The 22,531-nt window shown below is 53.9% G+C and carries 15 protein-coding genes and 1 tRNA gene; 9 read left to right on the top strand and 7 right to left on the bottom strand.

Features of this window, described 5'->3' with window-relative positions; all coding sequences use genetic code 11:
* Positions 1-20: 20 nt before the first annotated feature.
* Entirely contained in the window at positions 21-971 is a 951-nt protein-coding gene (gene trxB / locus AC5Q5A_RS09645) for a thioredoxin-disulfide reductase (RefSeq protein WP_008889516.1), read from the bottom strand.
* Positions 972-1,316: 345 nt separating this feature from the next.
* On the opposite strand from trxB, the gene AC5Q5A_RS09640 reads away from it, so the two are divergent.
* From AC5Q5A_RS09640 to AC5Q5A_RS09630, 3 genes are all read left to right on the top strand, one after another.
* Entirely contained in the window at positions 1,317-1,802 is a 486-nt protein-coding gene (locus tag AC5Q5A_RS09640) for an Lrp/AsnC family transcriptional regulator (protein ID WP_008889517.1), read from the top strand.
* 407 nt (positions 1,803-2,209) lie between these two features.
* Entirely contained in the window at positions 2,210-2,548 is a 339-nt protein-coding gene (locus AC5Q5A_RS09635) for a hypothetical protein (RefSeq protein WP_493895121.1), read from the top strand.
* Between the two features lie 17 nt (positions 2,549-2,565).
* A complete protein-coding gene (locus AC5Q5A_RS09630; RefSeq protein WP_493895120.1) occupies positions 2,566-4,029 on the top strand; it encodes a methyl-accepting chemotaxis protein in 1,464 nt (487 codons plus the stop codon).
* Positions 4,030-4,166: 137 nt separating this feature from the next.
* Here AC5Q5A_RS09630 and greA read toward each other — a convergent pair whose 3' ends face one another.
* The 3 genes from greA to carA form a co-directional block, all read right to left on the bottom strand.
* On the bottom strand, positions 4,167-4,640 hold the full coding sequence (greA, locus tag AC5Q5A_RS09625; protein WP_008889520.1) for a transcription elongation factor GreA: 474 nt from the start codon (positions 4,638-4,640) through the stop codon (positions 4,167-4,169).
* Between the two features lie 103 nt (positions 4,641-4,743).
* Positions 4,744-7,986 carry a carbamoyl-phosphate synthase large subunit gene (gene carB / locus AC5Q5A_RS09620; protein ID WP_493895119.1) on the bottom strand — a complete coding sequence of 1,081 codons (3,243 nt, stop codon included), beginning with the start codon at positions 7,984-7,986 and terminating at the stop codon, positions 4,744-4,746.
* Between the two features lie 96 nt (positions 7,987-8,082).
* Positions 8,083-9,249, bottom strand: coding sequence for a glutamine-hydrolyzing carbamoyl-phosphate synthase small subunit (gene carA, locus AC5Q5A_RS09615; RefSeq protein ID WP_493895118.1), 1,167 nt, complete (start codon positions 9,247-9,249; stop codon positions 8,083-8,085).
* A 368-nt stretch (positions 9,250-9,617) separates the two neighbouring features.
* Here carA and AC5Q5A_RS09610 point away from each other — a divergent pair, with 368 nt between their 5' ends.
* The 5 genes from AC5Q5A_RS09610 (at position 9,618) to AC5Q5A_RS09590 (ending at position 15,878) form a co-directional block, all read left to right on the top strand.
* The gene (locus AC5Q5A_RS09610) at positions 9,618-10,073 is read left to right on the top strand and encodes a GatB/YqeY domain-containing protein (RefSeq protein ID WP_008889523.1); all 456 of its coding nucleotides are present in this window, start codon (positions 9,618-9,620) and stop codon (positions 10,071-10,073) included.
* 160 nt (positions 10,074-10,233) lie between these two features.
* Positions 10,234-12,123: a DNA primase gene (gene dnaG / locus AC5Q5A_RS09605; protein ID WP_493895117.1), complete on the top strand. Its 1,890-nt coding sequence runs from the start codon at positions 10,234-10,236 to the stop codon at positions 12,121-12,123.
* Between the two features lie 116 nt (positions 12,124-12,239).
* Positions 12,240-14,312: an RNA polymerase sigma factor RpoD gene (rpoD, locus tag AC5Q5A_RS09600; protein WP_493895116.1), complete on the top strand. Its 2,073-nt coding sequence runs from the start codon at positions 12,240-12,242 to the stop codon at positions 14,310-14,312.
* 106 nt (positions 14,313-14,418) lie between these two features.
* Positions 14,419-14,492 (top strand) — tRNA-Ile (locus AC5Q5A_RS09595).
* A gap of 222 nt (positions 14,493-14,714) precedes the next feature.
* A complete protein-coding gene (locus AC5Q5A_RS09590; protein ID WP_493895115.1) occupies positions 14,715-15,878 on the top strand; it encodes a DUF418 domain-containing protein in 1,164 nt (387 codons plus the stop codon).
* A 70-nt stretch (positions 15,879-15,948) separates the two neighbouring features.
* On the opposite strand, the gene AC5Q5A_RS09585 is transcribed toward AC5Q5A_RS09590, so the two are convergent.
* Genes AC5Q5A_RS09585 through AC5Q5A_RS09575 form a run of 3 tightly spaced genes read right to left on the bottom strand, consistent with a single transcriptional unit; the run spans position 15,949 to position 19,594 of the window.
* Positions 15,949-17,157 carry an aminotransferase class I/II-fold pyridoxal phosphate-dependent enzyme gene (locus AC5Q5A_RS09585; RefSeq protein ID WP_493895114.1) on the bottom strand — a complete coding sequence of 403 codons (1,209 nt, stop codon included), beginning with the start codon at positions 17,155-17,157 and terminating at the stop codon, positions 15,949-15,951.
* Complete coding sequence (locus tag AC5Q5A_RS09580) at positions 17,154-18,512, bottom strand: MATE family efflux transporter (RefSeq protein ID WP_493895113.1); 1,359 nt, start codon at positions 18,510-18,512, stop codon at positions 17,154-17,156. The genes AC5Q5A_RS09585 and AC5Q5A_RS09580 overlap by 4 nt, the downstream gene beginning before the upstream one ends.
* On the bottom strand, positions 18,512-19,594 hold the full coding sequence (locus tag AC5Q5A_RS09575) for a GNAT family N-acetyltransferase (protein WP_210514468.1): 1,083 nt from the start codon (positions 19,592-19,594) through the stop codon (positions 18,512-18,514). Before AC5Q5A_RS09575 ends, AC5Q5A_RS09580 begins: the two co-directional genes overlap by 1 nt.
* Before the next feature lie 318 nt (positions 19,595-19,912).
* Here AC5Q5A_RS09575 and AC5Q5A_RS09570 point away from each other — a divergent pair, with 318 nt between their 5' ends.
* Positions 19,913-22,522 carry an amino acid adenylation domain-containing protein gene (locus tag AC5Q5A_RS09570; RefSeq protein ID WP_493895112.1) on the top strand — a complete coding sequence of 870 codons (2,610 nt, stop codon included), beginning with the start codon at positions 19,913-19,915 and terminating at the stop codon, positions 22,520-22,522.
* Positions 22,523-22,531 lie beyond the last annotated feature (9 nt).

The following is a 22,531-nucleotide window of genomic DNA, read 5'->3' as shown; positions in this document are numbered from 1 at the left end:
GGCTCATTTGCGCCAGAAGATCAGGCTTCTTGCTCTGCGATGAATTTTTCTGCCTCAAGGGCGGCCATGCAGCCCATACCAGCGGCAGTCACCGCCTGACGATAGACCTTGTCGGTTACGTCGCCTGCGGCAAAGACGCCTTCGATATTGGTCACCGTGCTGCCCGGCTTGACGAGGATATAGTTCTCGTCATCCATGTTGACCTGGCCTTTGAACACAGCCGTTGCCGGATCATGGCCGATGGCAACAAAGAAACCGTCCGCCGGAATATCAAGCAGCGCATCGGTTTTGACATTACGTACGCGCACACCTTCAACACCGTCCATCGGACCGTCGCCGCCAAGAATGTCTTCAACCACGCTGTCCCAGACGACCTCGATCTTTTCATGCTTGAGCAAACGGTCCTGGAGCATTTTTTCCGCACGCAGTTCATCGCGACGATGGATCAGGGTGACCTTGGAGCAGATACCGGCAAGATAAAGGGCTTCTTCAACCGCGGTGTTGCCACCACCGACAACTGTGACCGGCTTGTTGCGATAGAAGAAACCATCACAGGTCGCGCAGGCCGAAACGCCACGGCCGTTGAATTTCTCTTCGCCCGGAAGGCCAAGCCAGCGTGCCTGCGCGCCGGTCGAGATGATGACCGTGTCTGCGATATAGGTATCGCCGGAGTCGCCCTTGCAGACGAACGGACGTTTGGAAAAATCGACTTCGGTGATCAGGTCATGCACCATTTTGGTGCCGACATGCTCGGCCTGTGCCTTCATCTGGTCCATCAGCCACGGACCCTGAATGACATCGGCAAAACCCGGATAGTTTTCGACATCAGTTGTGATCGTCAACTGGCCACCCGGCTGAAGACCCATCACCATCATAGGTTCAAGGTTCGCGCGCGCGGCATAGATCGCTGCGGTGTACCCGGCAGGGCCGGAGCCAATGATGAGGACTTTGGTCTGATGTTCCTGGGCCATGTTCTTTGTATACGTCCGAGATGAGTAAAAACAGAGATCGAACATATGGGCAGTCCGGGCAAGACGCAACCGCTTCACGCAAAGTTTGAGCACCTTGTTTCGCGTTTTTTGAATGGTGAAATTTTACGTTTGAAACAGGTAGTTTCACTGTGACATCGAAGCGTATCGGAATGGTCGTGCGGGATGGCGCAAATTTGGGCCAAAAAGCAGATTTTTCAGCGTTTTCAGTTACGGCATCCAAGCACAAGATTGCATTCTGATGCGGATTATATTATTGCCAGCAACTTGCCTCGCTGTAATATTGTTTCAATCGGGGTAAGTTTCGCGCACAGAATCGAGGAATAAATGCAACGGGTCAAACTCGACAAGATCGACCGCAGAATTTTGCGCGATCTGCAGGAAGATGGCCGCATGACCAATGTGGAACTTGCACGCCGTGCAGGTATTTCAGCGCCCCCCTGTTTGCGTCGTGTGCGCGCACTCGAGGAAACCGGTTTCATTCAGGGCTATCATGCCGATGTGGATGCGCAGGCGCTGGGCTACAACGTGACTGTGTTTGCAATGGTCGGGCTTGCCAGCCAGGCAGAACATGATCTGCGTGCGTTTGAAGCCCGCGCGGCCGCTTGGCCGGAAGTCCGCGAATGCCACATGGTGGCGGGTGAAATGGACTTTCTTCTGAAAATCGTCTCGCACAGCTGGGATGAATATCAGAAATTCCTGACCACCGAACTGACAGTTGCCGAGAACGTCAATCACGTTAAGTCGGCACTTTCGATTCGCACTGCGAAAAACATGCCCGGAGTGCCGATCGATATTGAGGTCGAAGACTGATTAGTCAGTTTTTACGACATCTGACATTCCCGACGAACCCTGCAGAAACCGGCGCCCAGAAGCGCCGGTTTATTTGTTTTGCGCCATTTTATCGCGCGGGAAATCTAATCAATCCTACTCGACCTATACATATTGCTATGTGCCGTTGCGCCTGATCAAAGACGCCATTTATTTGGCAGTTAACATGATCTGTATCAGATGGTTTGCGTAAATAATCCCAGATAGACGGCCATTTTCGCCGATTTCAAAGAACGTTTTCTTTAGGGCGCAGAAACATCTCGCCAAAGTGTCCTTGTTGCTTGCCGGTATAGTGCATACATAAAGAGTGCCTATCCATTCGAGATCAGTTTTATATTTTGGGATAGTAATTGGAATTATTTCAAAAACATACGGAAGTGACGCCAAGATTGTCTTCGGAAGAAGATGGCTGGCGCGGGATTGTGCCAACCGGACTGTTTGCCTTTGCGGGTTTGGTGCTGCTTGTGATTCTGTCCTATCGCCCTTCTGAAGCGCTTCAGGGGGTCGGGATGGTGTTCCCGTTTGACATGACCGAGGCCGAGATCCTTGAACGGGTGGGTGCTTCTGGCGGTCGCGTTACGAGGTTCGGCGGTTTTGGGCATATGGCTGTTGTCGTGCATGACGATGGTGTGGTGCCAGAAGCCGACGATTTCGGCGCTTTGTTTACCCTTTCTCCCTTGATTGCGTCGGTCTGTTTTGATGCTGACGCCAGCAAAAATGCCTTTTGATAATCGGGTTTGAACCTATGGAAAAGTTAGTCGAAATTCGCGCGAATGCGATCAAGGCCTTGTTCGTCATTCTGGCAATTCATATTCCACTGAGTGCAGTCGCCGGATATTTCGCCAGCAATGATGCGGTTTCGCCATTGATCGCCAGTACGATTTTTGCGGCTGTTGCCTTCGTCATTTGCCGTGCTGCCGGGCCGCAGGCCCAGATTTCGCGCTTTATAGTTTCTTCTGCAATGATTTTGCAGGTCGCGGTACTGGTCTATGCCTTCCGCGGACATGAATGGCAGATCGACATTCATATGTATTTCTTTGCAGCACTTGCTGTGCTTGGCGCGCTGGTGTGCTGGAAAACGATTGTTGTTGCAACCGGCGTGATAGCCCTGCACCACCTGATCCTGAACTTTGTCGTGCCCTATTGGGTCTTTCCGGAAGGTGCCGATTTCTTCCGTGTGGTTTTGCATGCGGTGGTGGTGATTGTTGAGGCCGGGGTTCTGGTCTGGTCGTGTAAAAGCCTTTATTCGACGTTGGCGCATGCCGATATCGCGCGCAGCGAAGCCGAAGAGGCCGCCAAATCTGCACAGGATTTGCTGGCCCAGAACGAACAGCTTCGTAAACAGCGCAACATTGAACGTGATAACTTCAAGCGCGAATTGGCAGATCAGATTACCAAGATGATTGGGAAATCTGCCGGTGCCGTGGATGCGGAATCGGTTCAATTGCAGAAGCGTGCGCAGCGCCTGAATGATCGCGCACGCACGGGCCGTGAAGCATCGCTCGGTGCGGTTCATGCGTCCGAGGAAACCTCGCAGAATGTTCAATCAGCGGCCTCAGCCGTTGAAGAAATCAACGCATCCGCCGACGAGATTTCGCGTCAGATCGTGCGTGCCCGTGAAATCACCGACAACGCGGTCGCGCGTTCCTCAACCGCAAGCGAGCGGATCGAATGGTTGTCCAAGGCGGCCGAGAAAATTGGTGAAGTCGTCAACCTGATTACCGATATTGCGTCCCAGACCAACCTGCTGGCACTCAATGCCACGATTGAGGCGGCGCGTGCCGGTGAAGCGGGCAAAGGCTTTGCGGTTGTGGCCAACGAGGTCAAGAACCTTGCCAACCAAACAGCACGTGCGACCGATGAGATTGCCCAGCAGATTTCTGAAATCCAGGCTGCCACGGGGGATTCCGTTTCGGCCGTAAACGGGGTTTCGGAAACCATTGGCGATTTGGTTGAAGTAACAACCACGATTTCAGCGACGATGGAACAACAGCAAGGCGCAACGCGCGAGATTGCGCAAAGCCTGAATGTGACGGTTGACGCAACCCGTGACCTTTCGGATCTGATCCATCAGCTTTCTGAAATTTCCGATCAGACCGGGGAAACCGCGACAGAGCTTTTGGGCAGTGCGGATCATCTGGGTTCGGAAGCATCCGATCTGAACCAAAATGTTGAAGAGGTTCTCGATCAGTTGGCGAAATCGGGCTAGATCGCAATACGCGTCCCAACCTGCGAAAAAGCCGGGCAAATGCCCGGCTTTTTCTTTGTCTGTGTCTCGGATGAAATTCTGAAATGAAAAAGGCCCGGGGAATGCCCGGGCCCTGATACGCATCAGTTGTTTCCCGGTCAGGAAAAATCGACCTTGAGAATTTCATAGCTCTTGGTGCCGCCGGGCACGGTGACTTCGACAGAGTCACCGACCGACTTTCCGATCAGCGCACGGCCGATTGGCGACGTGGTCGAGATACGACCAGCGTTGATGTCGGCTTCGATCGGGCCAACCACCTGATAGGTGGTTTCCTCGTCGGTGTCTTCGTCAACGAGCTGAACCTTGGCGCCGAATTTCACGACATCACCTGCAAGGGATTTGATGTCGATAACTTCGGAGCGGCTGAGCACGTCTTCGAGCTCGGCAATACGACCTTCGCAGAAACTTTGGCGTTCGCGTGCGGCATGGTATTCGGCATTTTCCGAAAGATCGCCATGCTCGCGGGCATCCGCAATGGCCTTGATGATTTCAAGACGCTCGACGGACTTGCGATGCTTCAGTTCTTCTTCGAGACGCTGATGCCCCTGGGGGGTCATTGGTACTTTTTCCATCGCGCTCACAGCCTATTCTTATTAGCGGTCGATACTACAAAATCAACCGCCCGGCATCCCGCCGGGCGGTCTGAATTCTTCCGTCAGGTTCAGATTAAGAACCTTAGTACTTGTCCCCAAGATATTCCTGAACGGGACGGACTTCAAGTGCGCCGCGTTTCAGGTTGTCGATGGCGCGCAGGGTAGCGCGGGCACCGGCGACAGTGGTGTAGTACGGGATGTCATCAGTAAGCGCAGTACGGCGGATCGAGAAACTGTCGACCACGGCCTGCTTGCTTTCGGTGGTGTTGAACACCAGCTTGATATCGCCGTTCTTCATCATGTCCACGATATGGGGACGTCCTTCCTGTACCTTATTGACCGGGGTGACGTCTAGCCCTTCTTTTTCAAGAGCTTCTGCTGTGCCATGGGTCGCAACGATGCCAAAGCCAAGCGCAATGGCGTCGCGCGCCAGTTGAACAGCAGCCGGTTTGTCATAGTTTTTGACCGAGATGAAGATCTTGCCTTCAAGCGGAAGCGTATGGCCTGCTGCCATCTGTGCCTTGGCAAAGGCGCGACCGAAATCGGTGTCCAGACCCATGACTTCGCCGGTCGAACGCATTTCCGGGCCAAGCAAGGTATCAACGCCCGGGAAGCGGTTGAACGGAAGGACTGCTTCCTTGACCGCGATATGCTTGAACGGACCACGATCAATTTCAAAGTCGCCGAGCTTTTCGCCGGCCATGATGCGCGCACCGATCTTGGCAATCGGGTTGCCGGTTGCCTTGGCAACGAACGGCACCGTACGCGAGGCACGCGGGTTCACTTCGATCAGATAGATGATGTCATCCTTGATCGCGAACTGAACGTTCATCAGGCCAATAACGTCAAGTGCCTTGGCAAGCTGAACCGTTTGTTCCTTAAGGCGTTCGATCATTGCTTCATCAAGCGAGTAGGGCGGCAGGGAGCAGGCCGAATCCCCGGAATGGATACCGGCTTCTTCGATATGCTGCATGATGCCGGCGACAAAGACGTTCTCGCCATCAGATACCGCGTCGGCGTCAATCTCGATCGCGTCCTGAAGGAAGCTATCGATCAGAACCGGGCTTTTGCCTGATACCTGAACCGCTTCGTGCATGTAGCGCAGAAGGTCTTCGGTGGTGTGAACGATTTCCATCGCGCGGCCACCCAGAACGTAGCTTGGGCGGATGACGATCGGGTATCCGATGCTCTCGGCGATTTTGACGGCTTCGTCGACAGAACGGGCAATGCCGTTTGCCGGCTGACGCAGGCCAAGCTTGTTGATCAGGGCCTGGAACCGGTCGCGGTCTTCGGCCAGGTCGATGCTGTCCGGGCTGGTGCCGAGGATCGGAACGCCTGCCTTTTCAAGGGCCGCAGAAAGTTTCAGCGGGGTCTGGCCGCCATACTGCACAATCACACCCAGCAGTTCGCCGTTGCTTTGTTCGAGCTGGCAAAGCTCGATCACGTCTTCGGCGGTCAGCGGTTCGAAATACAGACGATCCGAGGTGTCATAGTCAGTTGAAACCGTTTCCGGGTTGCAGTTGACCATGATCGCTTCGATGCCAGCTTCGCGCAGCGCATAGGCCGCGTGTACGCAGCAATAATCAAATTCGATGCCCTGACCGATACGGTTCGGGCCACCACCAAGAATGATGACTTTCTTGCGATCCGTGACTTCTGCCTCGTTTTCCGGCTCAACGAAACCATCGCCTTCATACATGGAATACATGTACGAGGTACGCGACGGGAATTCGGCCGCACAGGTATCAATGCGCTTGTAAACCGGGCGCAGGCCAAGGGCATGGCGATCCGCACGAACAGCGTCTTCATCCTTGCCAGCCAGTTCGGCAAGACGTGCGTCTGAGAAGCCGAGCTTTTTCAGGCGGAGTAATTCCTGCTTGTCGCTCGGAATGCCATTTGCTCGAACTTTTTCTTCCTCGGCCACCAGCATTTCGATCTGCTTTAGGTACCAGGGGTCAAATTTGGTCGCACCCTGAATTTCCTTAAGTGTCAGGCCATGACGGAAAGCCTGGGCAGCATACAGGATACGGAACGGGATCGGCTGGGTCAGCTTGGCACGGATGGCGGCCTTGTCCGGCGCACCTTCGATTTTGACTTCATTGAGGCCGGTAAGCCCGGTCTCCATCGACCGCAGACCTTTCTGCAGGCTTTCGGCAAAGCAGCCACCGATGGACATCGCTTCGCCGACCGACTTCATCGCAGTCCCCAAAAGAGGCTTGGCGCCCGGGAATTTTTCAAAGGTAAAGCGCGGGATCTTGGTGACGACATAGTCAATGGTCGGCTCGAACGAGGCCGGGGTGACGCCGGTGATGTCGTTATCAAGCTCATCGAGGGTATACCCAACCGCAAGCTTGGCTGCGATCTTGGCAATCGGGAAGCCGGTTGCCTTGGATGCCAGAGCGGAAGAACGCGACACGCGCGGGTTCATTTCAATGACGATCAGGCGACCGTCATCCGGGTTGACCGCGAACTGAACGTTCGAGCCGCCGGTATCCACACCGATCTCGCGCAGGACCGCCAGCGAGGCGTCGCGCATGATCTGGTATTCTTTATCGGTCAGGGTAAGCGCCGGGGCGACAGTGATTGAGTCGCCGGTATGGATGCCCATCGGATCGACGTTTTCGATCGAGCAGATGATGATGCAGTTATCCGCATTGTCGCGGACGACTTCCATTTCATACTCTTTCCAGCCGAGAATGGATTCTTCGATCAGCACTTCGTGGGTCGGCGAAATCGCCAGACCATTGCGCACGATCTGTTCGAACTCTTCACGGTTATAGGCAATGCCGCCGCCTTCACCGCCAAGGGTGAAGCTTGGGCGGATGATTGCCGGAAGGCCGGTAACTTCGAGTGCCTTGACCGCATCTTCAAAGGTGCGAACCATGGCTGAGCGCGCGCTTTCAAGACCGATCTTGTCCATGGCTTCGCGGAACAACTGGCGATCTTCGGCCTTTTCGATGACGTGCTTTTTCGCACCGATCATCTCGACACCGTATTTTTCAAGCGTGCCGTCGTTAAACAGGGCGAGTGCGGTGTTCAGCGCCGTCTGGCCACCCATGGTCGGCAGGATCGCGTCCGGGCGTTCCTTTTCGATGATCTTGGCAACCATGGCCGGTTTGATCGGCTCGATATAGGTCGCATCGGCCAGGTTCGGGTCGGTCATGATGGTCGCCGGGTTCGAGTTGACCAGAATGACGCGGTAACCTTCTTCCTTAAGGGCCTTACAGGCCTGGGCACCGGAATAGTCAAACTCGCAAGCCTGGCCAATAACAATCGGGCCGGCACCGATGATGAGGATTGATTTGATATCTGTACGTTTCGGCATGTCGTTTTCCGCTTTTCGCAAGGGCAGGCGCTATGGCTGCACCGCCTCGTTTAAGTCCGTTAATCGCGTAATCTTGGGCGTGTCCTGATCCGGGGATCAGGCTTTGGCGTCCTCGATCAGACCAACGAAACGTTTGAACAGGTAGTGGCTGTCATGCGGCCCCGGCGATGCTTCGGGGTGGTACTGAACAGCGAAGACCGGCTTGTCTTTCAGGCGCAGACCAGCAAGGGATCCGTCAAACAGGGAGAAGTGCGTTGCTTCGACGTTTGCGGGCAGGCTGTCCTTGTCGACGACAAAGCCATGGTTCTGCGAAGTGATTTCAACAACACCCGTGGTCGTGTCCTTGACCGGGTGGTTGGCACCACGGTGGCCGACATCCATTTTCATGGTTTTCGCACCCAGGGCGAGCGCCATCATCTGATGACCCAGGCAAATCCCGAATACCGGCTTGCCGCTTTCGATCAGGGTTTTGATGGTCGGAACCGCATATTCACCGGTGGCGGCCGGGTCGCCCGGGCCGTTGGAAAGGAAAATCCCATCCGGGTTCATCGCAAGGATTTCATCGGCCGAGGTGGTGGCCGGAACAACCGAGACCTTGCAATCAAGACTTGCCAGGTTGCGCAGGATGTTGCGCTTTACGCCGTAATCGATGGCAACGACATGGTGCTTGGCATTGCCAACCTTGCCGTATCCGCCTTCGCGGGTCCAAAGCGCTTCGTCCCAGTCGTAACCGGTGGTGCAGCTGTTGTCCTTGGCAAGGTCCATGCCTTCGAGGCCCGGCCAATCATTGGCCTTGGCGATCAGGGCTTCGATATCAAAACTGCCATCTTCGCTATGGCAGATCACACCGTTCGGCGCGCCTTCGGTCCGGATGCGTTTGGTCAGGCGGCGGGTATCCACGCCGGCGATCCCGATCCGGCCATGTTCAGCCAGCCAGTCGTTGAAATGTTTCTGCGCGCGGTAGTTTGATGGCTCGGTAATGTCCTGGCGCAGGATGCAGCCAAGGGCGACCGGTTTGGCGTTTTCGATATCTTCGTCGTTGGTGCCGACATTTCCGATATGGGGGAAGGTAAAGGTGATCATCTGACCGGCATAGGAAGGGTCGGTCATGATTTCCTGATAGCCCGTGATCGACGTGTTGAAGCAGACTTCACCAACGACCTCTCCTCGGGCCCCGACGCCGCGTCCCCAAAAAACTGAACCATCTGCGAGAACCAGAACGGCAGAAGCACCAGGGGGCGGGGTGTGCGTGGGCGCTGACATTGGCAAATGTCCTTTCGATCTTTCCACGGTGAAACACGGATTCTTTTTATATATAATAATTCTGCGCAGGCCGACAAAAACGGCTGCTGTTAACCTGCATACCGGCCATGCAGACGTGCCAAGTGGTTTCCAGCAAGGTATGCCGACAGCGCAAAAGCGTCAGCAAGGGGTTGCGGAAAGCGGGGCAAAGCGTAATCCCGGCAGGCAAATTGGCGGATGTCTACGGGAGTCGCCATGGCATGTCAAGGACGCATCTAAACTTTTATTTTTATAATAAAATCAACAACTTACGCGTTAACGTTTTCTTTGCGTCAAATGCCGTTTTGCGGTATGTTCGCTCCTTTCTTCCACAGAATCAGAGATGAGCCATGCTGCGATCGCAGCTTAACGACGCTTTGAAAAAGGCCGTCCTTGCCAAGGATGCCTGCTCCGTAACCACCGTGCGCCTTATTCTGGCGGCACTGAAAGAACGCGATATCGCCGCACGGAGCGACGGCAACACCGATGGCATTTCAGATGATGAAATCATCAATCTGCTTCAGGCGATGGTAAAACAGCGCCGCGAAAGCATTGAAATGTACACCAAGGGCAATCGCCCGGAACTGGCCGAACAGGAAGCCTCCGAGATCGAGGTCATCGAAAAGTTCCTGCCGGCCCAGCTGTCCGATGAAGAAATCGAAGACGCCGTGCGTGGCACTGTTTCGGAAATCGGTGCGACCTGCCTTAAGGATATGGGCCGCACCATGGCAGCCCTTCGTGAAAAATACAGCGGCACGATGGATTTCGGCAAAGCTGGTGGTGTCGCCAAAAAACTGTTGGGTTAATCCTAACAGCACACTGTAATTTGGAAGCCGGGCGTGTAAAATCGTCCGGCTTTCGTCGTCCCGGGACCGGACAATAATCACATCAACCAGGTCGACCGGGGCAGGGACCAATCAACAGAGTTGCAGCACACTGCTGTGACATTACGGGAACGGGGCACACATGAGCTTTCCCCAGTCGTTTCTAGACGACCTGCGGGCGCGGGTGGGACTGGCGGATGTCGTCGGTACATCGGTGAAGCTGATTAAACGCGGCCGGGAATACTCCGGGCTGTGCCCGTTCCATTCTGAAAAATCCCCGTCCTTTACGGTCAATGAGCAAAAGGGTTTCTATCACTGCTTTGGTTGTGGTGCGCATGGCGATGTCATCAGCTTTGTGATGAATACCCGTGGCCTGACCTTTATCGAGGCGGTCGAGGTGCTGGCCAATCAGGTCGGCATGGAAGTCCCCAAACAATCCCGCGAAGCCCAGGAACGCGAACAGAAGGCCAAAACCCTTTACGAGGTTATGGAGGCAGCCTGTGCGTTCTTTGAACGCATGTTGCGCATGCCCGAAGGCAAGGAGGGGCTGGATTACTTCCATCAGCGCGGACTGGATGACAAAACGATATCCGACTTCCGGCTGGGCTATGCCCCGGACAGTCGCGGGGCGCTGAAGGCAGCGCTCAAGCGCGAAGATATTGACGAAAAACTGATGATCGAGGCCGGGCTTCTGATCGAGCCCGAAGATGGCAACCGGCAAAGCTATGACCGCTTCCGGGGGCGCGTCATGTTCCCGATCCTGGATCGGCGCGGACGGGTGGTGGCCTTTGGCGGGCGCGTCATGGGTGATGGCAAGCCGAAATACCTTAACAGCCCGGATACGCCGCTATTTCACAAGGGGCGCTTGCTTTATGGCCTGCCGCAGGCCCGTGAAGCATCGCAACAGGATGCGCCGATCATTGTTACCGAAGGCTATATGGATGTGATTGCCCTGCACCGTGCGGGCTTTCGCGGGGCGGTGGCCCCCCTTGGCACCGCGGTGACCGAAGAACAGATTGGCGAACTTTGGAAAATGACCAACGAGCCGATCCTGTGTCTGGATGGCGATGTTGCCGGTAAGCGCGCAGCGGTGCGTGCCGCAGAACGCGCACTGCCGATTTTGCGCCCGGGAAAGTCATTGCTGTTTTCGATCCTGCCCGAGGGCGAAGACCCGGACAGCCTGATGGCATCCCCGGATGGCTTTAACAGTTTTCGCAAGATCATCGAACATGCCGTGCCGTTGGCCGAGCTTGTCTGGCGCATGGATGCGGGCACGCACAAGATTGACACCCCGGAACGTCGTGCCGCCCTTGAGGCGACGATAAATCAACGTATTTCCGTGATTGCCGATGAAGCCGTGCGGTCGCAATACAATTCGTTTTTCCGCGATCGTATCTGGAAGCTGTTCAAGGGCGATCGGGGCGGAAAGCCCGCAAACCGGTCGGGAAATTCGGGCAATTTCCAAAATAAAAAATCCGGATGGGGTGGCAAACGCGGAAAAAATGACCATTTCTGGGGTCCGGCCGGTAAAGCGGTTCCGGGCATGTCGCGACCGCCCATGCAAAAGAAGCGTGACCTGCAAGACTCCATTCTTTTGCTGACGCTGATCAATCATCCTGCGCTGCATGATGAGATTGGTGAACAGCTGGGAATCTACAGTTGTGCAGACTCCGCGCTTGACAATCTTCGTCGGGCCGTCTTAAAGCTGCTTGACGATGATCCTGGACTTGATTGCGAAACGATCAAGGCCCAATTGGAGCGCGACGGGCTGTCAGAGACAGTTTTGCGGGTGGTTAGTGCCGATGTTATTGCGCACGCCGCTTTCGCCAAGCCCGAAACGCCGCTCGAACGGGCCCTGACGGGTTGGAAACAGGTTTTTTCCATGGCTGTAAGCTCCCTGGAGGACGAAGAGGCAAAATACGCCGTCCGACAGTTGGCAGCAGATACCAGCGAGGAGGAATGGGAGAGATTTTCTCACAGACGAGAGGATCTGGCCCGACGCCGGGAGAAAGTGTTTAAGCTCGACGACTGATCATTGATCACGTGTGTGGTCTGGATCAGCGATCGGGCTATTTGTGATTTGCGCTGAAAGACACGGCGCTTGGGACAACAACGGTACGAACGTACCCAGCGGGAAACGGGGAATAGATGTCGTCTAAGACTTCGAACGCTGAAGAGAAAAAGAACTCTTCTGAAAACGCAGACGGACCTCTTCTCGATACATATAAGTCGGCCATAAAAAAGCTCATTGCCAAGGGCAAGGAGAAGGGCCACATCTCGGTCGATGAGTTGAACGCGGCCCTGCCATCCGAGCATTTCTCCTCGGAGCAGATCGAAGACGTGATGAGCAATCTCAACGAGATGGGCATCAATGTCATCGATGGCGATGAAGCCGACGACAATGACGACAACGACGATTCCGATGCTGATCCGCGTGGCAACATCTCCGAAGATGATGTTGGCCGGACCGATGATCCGGTACGCATGTATCTGCGCGAAATGGGCAGTGTCGAACTGCTGTCGCGCGAAGGCGAAATCGCCATTGCCAAACGTATCGAAGCCGGTCGCGACATGATGATTGGCGGGATTTGCGAAAGCCCGCTGACCATTCGGGCGATTGTGAACTGGCATGACCAGCTTCAGGCTGGCGAACTTTTGCTGCGTGACGTCATTGACCTTGAAACCACCTATGGCGGCGGTCCGGATGCGGAAATTGCCGCGGCCGAAGGTGAAGACGAAGAAGATACCGAAGTCGATCCGGAGGCAGATGTCGAAAGTTTCGAGTCGGCCAATGACGACGATGACGAAGAAGCCGAGACCGAAACCCCGGCCGGCCTCACCGACGAGGCCGAGGACGAAGAGGACGACGAGTCTGAAAAGTCCGACGACGAAGAGGGTGAGGCCAGCGCTGACGGCGACGATGATGACGACGATGACGAGAACGAGCAGGTCAACGTTTCGCTTTCCAAAATGGAAGAGGAACTGACCGAGCAGGTTCTCGAGAAGTTCGAACTGATCGCCAAGACCTATGAGAAATTGCACAAGGCGCAGGAACAGCGTCTGGTGGCAATGAACAAGGGTGAGGCCGTTCCGGCCGCGACTGAAAAGCGCTACAACAAGCTCAAGAACGAGATGGTTGACCTGATGGAAGATGTTCACCTGAACAACTTCCGCATTGAGGAACTTCTTGATCACCTGACCGGTTTGAACAACCGTCTGCTCGGCCTTGAAGGCAAGCTTCTGCGCTTTGCCGATCGTTGCAAGATCAAACGCCCCGATTTCATCAAACAGTATCAGGGCCATGAACTTGACCCGAACTGGATGGAACGTGTTGGCGGCTTGCCGGGCAAGGGTTGGAAAACCTTTGTTGAACGCTATTCCGAAGAAATCGCCAATCTGCGCGAAGGCATCGGCGGTGTTTCGGCCGAAGTCGGTTTGCCGGTTGGCGAATTCCGTCGCGTTTACGGCGTGGTCAACAAGGGCGAACGCGAAGCCGGTCGTGCGAAAAAGGAAATGATCGAGGCCAACCTGCGTCTCGTGATCTCGATTGCCAAGAAATATACCAACCGTGGTCTTCAATTCCTTGACCTGATTCAGGAAGGCAATATTGGCCTGATGAAGGCGGTGGATAAATTCGAATATCGCCGTGGGTATAAATTCTCGACCTATGCGACCTGGTGGATCCGTCAGGCGATCACGCGTTCTATTGCCGATCAGGCCCGTACGATCCGTATTCCGGTTCACATGATCGAAACCATCAACAAGCTGGTGCGTACCTCGCGTCAGATGTTGCATGAAATCGGCCGTGAACCGACCCCGGAAGAGCTGGCAGAAAAACTGCAGATGCCGCTTGAAAAGGTCCGCAAGGTTCTGAAAATCGCCAAGGAGCCGATTTCGCTCGAAACCCCGATCGGGGACGAGGAAGACAGCCACTTGGGCGATTTCATCGAAGACAAGAACGCCGTTCAGCCGCTTGATGCTGCGATCCAGGCCAACCTGCGTGAAACCACCACGCGCGTTCTGGCATCGCTCACCCCGCGTGAAGAACGTGTTCTGCGTATGCGTTTCGGGATCGGGATGAATACCGACCACACCCTCGAAGAGGTTGGTCAGCAGTTCTCTGTGACCCGCGAACGTATCCGTCAGATCGAAGCAAAAGCGCTGCGCAAGCTCAAGCATCCGTCGCGCTCGCGCAAACTGCGTTCGTTCCTCGATTATTAAGAAATTACGCGACGTTCGGGCTTGACCTTGGCCGGAAAATCGCTAGTTTTCGGGACCGCACCAGATATCTGGTGCGGTCTTTTCTTTACCCGGACTTTTGTCTTGGGGGCCCGTAGCTCAATTGGTTAGAGCCGACCGCTCATAACGGTCTGGTTGGGGGTTCAAGTCCCTCCGGGCCTACCGTGGAGCAGTGATTACAGAACGTACTCACTGCTCCATCGCTCTCAATCTTCCCGCAAAAAGCAGTCTGATCCAGCAGATGCCCGAGTTGTCATAATTTGGGGTTACTAGACTTGCGGTCGAGCATGCATAAGCAGCGCAGAAGTCGCCCTTGTCCCCTGAATTAAATCAGTTGCCAAACGTCTTTCCACTAAGAGTTCCAATCAAGAGGAAAGACGTAAGATGTTTCTGCAACGTGAGTCATCAATTGACGCCCTTCGAGCGTTCGCCTTGTTCGGGATACTTGTGGTCAATTTGCCCTTCTTTGCGATTACTTTTGGTTTTGCTGGCAGGGCATGGCAGGACGGGGAGCCGCTTTGGCTGAATGTGCTTGCCGCGAGCGTGATCCAGGGATTGTTTGAAAGCAAATTCATTCTGATTTTTTCGGCTCTGTTCGGGTTTGCCGCGTTACAGCAGTTCAAACGATATGGGGCCGGCGCTTATGTTCGGCGGCTTTGTGTGCTGGCACTGTTCGGCGTTGTGAATCTGGTATTCCTTTTCGAAGCAGACATTTTGTTGCCCTATGCAGTGATCGGGCTCCTTTTGTTGATCGTTCGGCACACGTCTGTTCGCGGACTTATGGTTTGTGGTGTTGCTCTTTGGGCGATGGCTGTACTTGGGAATGCGCTGTTTGGGGTGAACCTGACAGTGAACCCATCGCCTTACATTGCGCCAGAGATACCAGTTTCGGTGGTTCTGGCGACCGGGAGTTTTGCCGATGTAATGGCGGTGCGTCTTGAGAGTTGGGTCGGTTTCCAGCTTTATTGTCTTTGGAGCAACTATCTGCTTGTTGCTGCTGCCATGGTTTCGGGGCTTGCCGCCGCGCGGTTTTGTGATGAAAACGGCTTTGATGCTCTTGTTGTCAAATTACGCACCATTGCGGCGTTTGCCGCTTTTCCGGGAATTGCAGGAAGCCTTTTTTATGGGGCGCTTGCATCGCTGCCCGCGGGATTTGAGCCAGAGCGCTTCTTTATGATGACATTGGTTTTGCGCCCGCTGTTTGCGGTACCATTGTCCATTGTTCTTGTCGCATATGGTCTTGTCGCCTTTCGCGCAAGGGTTTGTAGCAATTTGGTTGCATTCATTGCGCCTGCTGGCCGCATGTCGCTCACGATCTATTTGGGAATGTCATTGGCTATGGGATTGGTGTTCTTTGGTTACGGTGCCGGTATGCACAATCAGGTTCGTTTGGCTGATTGTTTGTGGATTTCAGTCGTGATGTATCTGGGGTGGATCGTTTTTGCCAAGCTTTGGTTCTGCTTCGCATCACGCGGACCGCTTGAATTGATTTTGGCGGTTCTCACAAGGCCGAACTCCCGGCAAGGAGTTGTGTCGGTTAGCAGTTAAGCCGCAACAGTCGGAAATGCAAAAGGGCGCCAGTTTGGCGCCCTTTACCTTTTCTGTTCAGAGGATTGGCCTAAGCTCTGGCTTGACTGGTTGTCCCAGCATCGATTGCCTGTTCCAAATCTGCCAGAAGGTCAGACGGGTTTTCCAGCCCGCAGTAGATGCGCACAAGTTGCCGGTCCAACTGGAAATGACGAAACGCACTGATTTCATATTTCTGGTGAAGTACCGCAGCGGCGGGAACGATCAGGCTTTCGGGACCACCCCAACTTACGCCTAACCTGAATGTTCGAAGGGCGTTGCTGAAATTTCGAATGTCGACCGTCTCATCGAGAATGATGGAAAACAGGCTCGAATGGCCATGTAATGTGCGTTTCCCAGCATGGTTGCTGAACCCGGTATATAGCACTTGTGAGACCTTTGGGTGCTTGAACAGGCTTGTGGCCAAATACTCACCGGTTTGGGCGTGTCGTTGCATGCGCAGCTCAAGTGTGTCGAGGCCGCGTAGCAAAAGCCATGCTTCAAACGGACCAAGTTTCCCACCGAGATAAGGGAAGGTTGAACCATTGATTTTGTTGATCAGGTCCTTTCGCCCGGTGACGACGCCGGCAACAGTGTCGCTGTGACCAGACAGGAATTTCGACGCGGCATGGATGACAAGATCGATACCGTGATCGGCCGGGCGCTGAAAAACCGGTGTTGCCCACGAGTTGTCGATAACGGTGATAACATTTTGCTCTTTCGCTGCTTGGCCCAGTTTTTCCAGGTCCTGGAGCTCAAATGTCAGAGATGTCGGGCTTTCAAGGAACAAAAGTTTTGCACCTGAAATGACGTCAATTACAGCATCTGTCTTGGTGCCATCGACATAGTCGATGGCCACGCCCATTGGTCTGAGCATGGTTTCAAAAAGCCGATATGCATCGGAATAGACATTGTGAACGGTAACGATCCGGTCGCCCGGTTCGACAAGTGCCATGACGGTTGCACTGATTGCCCCCATCCCGCTTGCAAAGGCACGGGATGCTTCGGTGTTTTCCAATCTTGCAATTTCCCGTTCGAATGCCATTACGGTGGGATTGTCACCACGAGCATAGATGGGACCGCCAGGATTTCCGGCATAGGCATTTGCCATGTCGTCAAAGTCACGGAATGCAAATAGCGACGTTTGATAAATTGGTTGGGAAACCGCCCGGAAGTGGCGCTCGTAGTTGGGATCAAATGCACCGTGATGCCGGGATCCGTGGTCCTGCAGCGAGAGTGGCTTTGAAGGTAGCTCGTTCATGATGAAAGCTCCTTGATCAAGAGTGTTTTGCGATCAGAAAACGTCAAAGCAACGGCAATGAGTGCAGTCAGTCCGGCCGCGAGCGCAGGTGCCATGACAATTCCGTCCAAGCCAAATGCCATGGGTAAAAATAGCGCCAGTGGTAATTGAATGTAGCCCTGTGGTGCCATGCTGACGATGGCAGCGCACCGCGCATTATGAGCAGCCTGAAAGCGCGATACCATCGGTTGATAGATGCCAACGAACGCGACTTGTATGGCAAGGATATCGAGCAAATGCGCCCCAAAGGTGATCAATTCCGCTTTGCTGACAAAGGCGGCAATCAACCAATCCCCGAACAGAAAGGCAATAACTGCGCAGGTAATCGAGAAACCCGCGCAATAGAGAAGGATGCCCTTAAACACGGCCTCAAACCGTGCCTGATTACCTGCACCTGCTGCGTAGCTCAGGATGGGTTGTGAACCCAGACAAAAGCCGATGATCGGAAGAATAGCAAGAAGCACGATACGCAACGAGATGGCCAATCCTGCCAGTTCTTCTTCGTTGCCATGTCTGGTGGCTGCCTGCATCAGAGCGGCAAAGCATATTGATGCCAGAATAGTGGTTGTACTGGCTGGAATGCCGAGCTTGCCAAACGGTACTAGAGCTTTGCGCCAAGAAAGCGCGTGAAGAGCTCCGACATCGGGATGTATTCGTCCAAGGCGCTTTTTGAAGTAATAGACATACGCACAAAGGGCCGCGATCTGTGAGATGATCGTTGCCCACGCCGCCCCTGCAACCCCCAATTCGAATCCAAAGATAAGTATCGGGTCAAGTACCATGTTCAGACCAAACGACCCGAGCAAGGTGTACATCGAAAATCGGCTGTTACCTTCACCGATTGCAATGAAATCGCAGACGATCTGCAACAGTACCAGCACAGAGCAGGCCCCAAGAATTCGCATGTACATGGAAGCTTCGGTGAAAACCTCGTTGCGCGCACCGAGCAGATGCAGAATTGGTCCGTGGAATAATGTGATCAGGATGGCAACGCTAACGCCAAAGCCAATGGCCAAAGCCAAGGCAAGGGATGCGCTTCTTGCGGCATCATGGACATTGTCCCTGCCAAGTGCACGACCGATTTCGGTTGAGGCTGTTAGGCCCAATCCGTGCCCGATTGCACCGACCAGCATGAAGCAGGGAATGGATAAAGTTACCCCCGCCATGGCACTAAGCGCATATTGGGAAACAAAGAAGGCATCGACGACCTGATTGATGGCATTGATCGAAAGCCCAGCCACAGATGGCAGGGCCAGTCGCAGGATCAATCGCATAATCGCCGGATCATTCAGGTCCGGAAGAGCACGCTTTCGCATCAGGAAGCATCCTCATCGTGGACAAAGTCCGGAACATACAGTCGATCATCAAAAAAGCGTTCGCGCAGCAACATAACAAGAAGTGACGTCTTGTGTGGGAAACGAACCTGTTTAATGCCGGCAAAGCCTGAACGCAGAAGGTTGCGGATTTGCTGATTGTGGCCTGCATCAGGTTCACCGACAATGCGTTGCGTTCTTGGGTCATCAAGGAACATGTAATGCATCAGAGACGGAAGCCATGCGGTCAGATATTCCTTTCCGCGAAATGCTTCTTCGCCAATGGCAACATGCCAGCCGCGGTCAAAGTCATCTGCATCATAATGTTCGCCAAGGCGATCTTCTTGTGCCCAGTAGAGCTCGAAATACCCGAATGGGGTGTCGTTGAAATACCCGATCAGCGGCTCGGTTCTGGGATCATCCAGTCGGCTTTGGATGAAGGCTTCGTGCTTCTCCTCTGAGCCGGACTCTTCCCAAAAGACGTCGACGCGCGGGTCGTTCATCCATTTATGGAAGCACCCGAGATGACGACGAATATCCGCGCGTTCAAACCGGATAGTTTTGTCGATCCAAGGGATGTAACGCGCATAAAGTGTGTGCGAGGCACTTGGGCGACGGACTGGATGACGGCGTCCGTTGGTTGACGTGTAACGCAAAGGGAAAGGGTCGCGTTCGGGATGTGCCAACCAGTTCAGCGTTAGTTGATAGAGATTGCGTGAACTGACAACAATGCTGTCACCTGAATGAGAAATCAGACCGTTGCGAAACATGTTCGCTGTCCATTCCGGATCCAATTGCGGGGGAAGTTTGATTTCAGATCGAGAAGGATGAGCAATCAGAAGTGCTTCGCCCAGCGCAGCCAAACCTTTGGCATCTAGAACGTTAAGCGTCAGGCTTGCAACATCATCAAGTACGATCTGGTCCGGTGAGAGGGTGAAATAGAAGTCATGATTTTCACTTTCCCCACAAAGCTGAATATGTCCGTCCTCGATGGACGAGTGCCAGTTTCCGGCGTTCTGAAAGTGAGGAACTTCCAGTTTCTGGGATGAGTTTTGAGTTGGTGCTTCTAATGCAATGACATTCATATTCAGATCTCCTGATGTCTAAGTTTCCAACCCGATTGGGTTCGTTAAGTCTCTGTAGTCCGGACGGATGAGAGGATTGGAAGTTCAGGTGCATTTTTTCGATTCGAGATGCAGAAACTTCTGAACTTGGCAGGTGACGGTTCGTCTTTGGTGCAAATGCTTGAAACTTGCTTTGCCAATGTGGAGACGACCATGAATGGTTCTCAGGCGGTAAATGCCGCGTCCTTAAACCCATCAAACGAACCGAGTTCGCAACCCGGTTTTCATTCAATTTCAGAAGATGTTGTTGGTTTGCCATGGGCGGTGGAACCCTGGCGGATGAAAGGATATCCGCACCAAGTCATTGACCGTTTTTGCGACGATGATCCCGACCGCCCGGCCATCCTGACAACAGATGAGGTTTGGTCGCGAAAGCGCCTGAAACAAACGTCAGATGCGATTGCCTGCGCTCTGATTGCCAATGGGGTCGAGCGTGGTGACGTTGTTGTTGTTGCGCTTCCGAAATCTGCGATGGCGATTGCAGCCATTCTTGGTGTCTGGAAAGCTGGTGGGGCTTTTGTTCCCGTGGACCCGCAGCACCCCGAGACCAGAAATCAGCACGTATTGACTGATTGTTATGCACGTTACGCTGTTACCACCGGCAGGGATTTGACGGTTCTTGGTCAGCAGGAGCTTGAGGTTGTTCTTGTCGATGAGCTCGACACGTCGGAAGCCGACTTCCTCGCCGTCGCCCCGCTTGCCGATCAGCTTGCCTATATTATCTACACGTCCGGTTCGACTGGTAAACCTAAAGGGGTCATGGTGGATCAAGGCCCGTTGATTGACCATTTGAATGCTACCGGGCCAATCTATCTGATGGATGAAGATTCGCGAGAATTACCGTTTCTTCCATTTTCATCTGATGGTGGTCATGAACGCTGGATCGTGCCGTTGATGGCAGGTGGCAGTATTTTATTGCCTGACCAATTACTCTGGACGCCGGAAGACACAGTTAACGCCATTCGCAAACATGGCGTGACCCATGCTTCATTTCCGACCAGCTATGTACATGAGTTGGCAGGGTGGCTTCGCGAGAAGGGCCAGACTCTTGATCTGATACTTTGTTCCTTTGGCGGTGAGGCAATGCCAAAGGAAACTTTCAACCGGATCGCGCGGGCCATCAATTCTCGTTATCTGATCAACGGTTATGGTCCGACGGAAACCGTGATGACACCCATGTTGTGGCGTGTCGCTCAGGACCGGCTTTGTGAGACCGTTACAGCCCCGATCGGAAGACCGGTCGGAGATCGTTGGGCCTATATCCTTGATGCGGATGGCAACGCGGTTGCACCCGGCGAAATCGGTGAGATACATCTTGGCGGCTATTGTGTTGCCCGTGGATATAACAACTTGCCTGAAAAGACCGCCGATCTGTTCATTCACGATAATTTTGCGCTGAATGATCATGCACGAATGTATCGCACCGGTGATTTGGGCCGATTCCTTCCGGATGGCATGATCCAGTTTGCTGGACGGGTCGATGATCAGGTTAAAATTCGTGGGCACCGTATCGAGCCGGCAGAAATTGAAACAGTTTTGCGTGGGTTTGATGATGTTGCCAACTGTGTCGTCGTCGCAGCTGAAGTTGCCTCACGGTTGGAACTGATTGCCTATGTCGTACCGCGTTCCGGAGCATCGGTTGATACCCGTTCAGTTCGTGTGCGGTTGCAGGACCTGCTGCCAAGCGCAATGGTGCCTAGCTACATCATTGAAATGACGATGTTGCCACTTAATGCCAATCACAAGGTCGATAAATCACAGTTGCCGCTACCGCGTCGCGAGGGGGCCATAATCAAGCCAGCTAATGACGACGAGGCCGCTCTGTTGATCATTTGGAAATCCGCACTGGGTCTCGATGAAGTCGGAGTGACCGATAATTTCTTCGAGATCGGCGGGAATTCGATAACAGCCCTGCGTGTACTGGCAAAAGTTCGCGATCAGTTTCCTGAACGCAATGCGGAAATTACGGATCTTTTCAACTTTCCGACCATCCGAAGCTTGTTGTTGGCGCTGTCTGAACCCGAATGCAAGCCGGGGGCGGATATCGTGCATTTGCAGCAAGGCAAGCCCGATCAGCCTGTGCTTTATTGCTTTCCGGGGCTGCTTGTCAGCACGCGCGAATATATGAAGCTGGTGAAAAGTCTGGGCGAGGATCAATCCGCCGTGGGCTTCATGTGCCACTCGCTTACAGAAAATCAGGAACTTGATGTTTCGGTCACCGATATCAGTTCGCGATATGCAGAGCTGGTTTATCGGGAAGCGAGGGGACGTACCTGCGCCTTTCTGGGCTGGTCCTGGGGTGGTTTGCTTGCATACGAAGCTGCGCGAATGCTGGGGAATGACATCGATTTGCGAGTTGTCGGAATGGTTGATGTCTGTGACATGGACGACGATTTTGATCTGAACGCACGGCCAAAATTCCAGCCGGGGCAGTGGGCCGAGATTGAAGCACGCATTCGGGTCTGGCTGCAGAAAACCAAGATGCGTGAAGAATGGGAACGCCTTTTGGCGCTGATGGATGACCTTGCTTATGCGCAGTTTGTCCATTTTGTGGGAAAAAGCGAATTCGGGCTGCCCACAGACGGGCCGGGGATCGGTACGCGCGAACATACGTTCTGGGTGCTAATCGACAATGCCCTTGTTTTCCGCCGTCATGAACTTGTGCCCTATGACGTGCCGATTGCTTCATGGCTTGCAGGCGATACGGTCAGTCGAAAACTTGATCTGATTGATTGGCAGTCACTTTCACGCCTTGCCGAGGCCCCTGAGCATATTCCCGGAACGGATCATTTGACGATCATCGGTGATCCGGCATTCCACACGCGGTTTGGCAAACGTTTGACGAACGCTTTCGAACAACCAGCCGATATGAAATTTTCAAGCAAATAGAAGGACTTG

It is taken from the genome of Thalassospira sp. CA1 (assembly GCF_059052855.1).
Note: the sequence above shows the minus strand (reverse complement) of the source record. Positions and strands in the feature narration are given on the sequence as shown.

Coding starts and splice junctions, on each gene's coding strand:
- AC5Q5A_RS09590 (WP_493895115.1), top strand. CDS start 14,715: ATGTTTCTGCAACGTGAGTCATCAATTGACGCCCTTCGAGCGTTCGCC.
- AC5Q5A_RS09580 (WP_493895113.1), bottom strand. CDS start 18,512: ATGCGAAAGCGTGCTCTTCCGGACCTGAATGATCCGGCGATTATGCGA.
- dnaG (WP_493895117.1), top strand. CDS start 10,234: ATGAGCTTTCCCCAGTCGTTTCTAGACGACCTGCGGGCGCGGGTGGGA.
- carB (WP_493895119.1), bottom strand. CDS start 7,986: ATGCCGAAACGTACAGATATCAAATCAATCCTCATCATCGGTGCCGGC.
- trxB (WP_008889516.1), bottom strand. CDS start 971: ATGGCCCAGGAACATCAGACCAAAGTCCTCATCATTGGCTCCGGCCCT.
- AC5Q5A_RS09630 (WP_493895120.1), top strand. CDS start 2,566: ATGGAAAAGTTAGTCGAAATTCGCGCGAATGCGATCAAGGCCTTGTTC.
- AC5Q5A_RS09640 (WP_008889517.1), top strand. CDS start 1,317: ATGCAACGGGTCAAACTCGACAAGATCGACCGCAGAATTTTGCGCGAT.
- greA (WP_008889520.1), bottom strand. CDS start 4,640: ATGGAAAAAGTACCAATGACCCCCCAGGGGCATCAGCGTCTCGAAGAA.
- AC5Q5A_RS09610 (WP_008889523.1), top strand. CDS start 9,618: ATGCTGCGATCGCAGCTTAACGACGCTTTGAAAAAGGCCGTCCTTGCC.
- rpoD (WP_493895116.1), top strand. CDS start 12,240: ATGTCGTCTAAGACTTCGAACGCTGAAGAGAAAAAGAACTCTTCTGAA.
- AC5Q5A_RS09585 (WP_493895114.1), bottom strand. CDS start 17,157: ATGAACGAGCTACCTTCAAAGCCACTCTCGCTGCAGGACCACGGATCC.
- AC5Q5A_RS09570 (WP_493895112.1), top strand. CDS start 19,913: ATGAAAGGATATCCGCACCAAGTCATTGACCGTTTTTGCGACGATGAT.
- carA (WP_493895118.1), bottom strand. CDS start 9,249: ATGTCAGCGCCCACGCACACCCCGCCCCCTGGTGCTTCTGCCGTTCTG.
- AC5Q5A_RS09575 (WP_210514468.1), bottom strand. CDS start 19,594: ATGAATGTCATTGCATTAGAAGCACCAACTCAAAACTCATCCCAGAAA.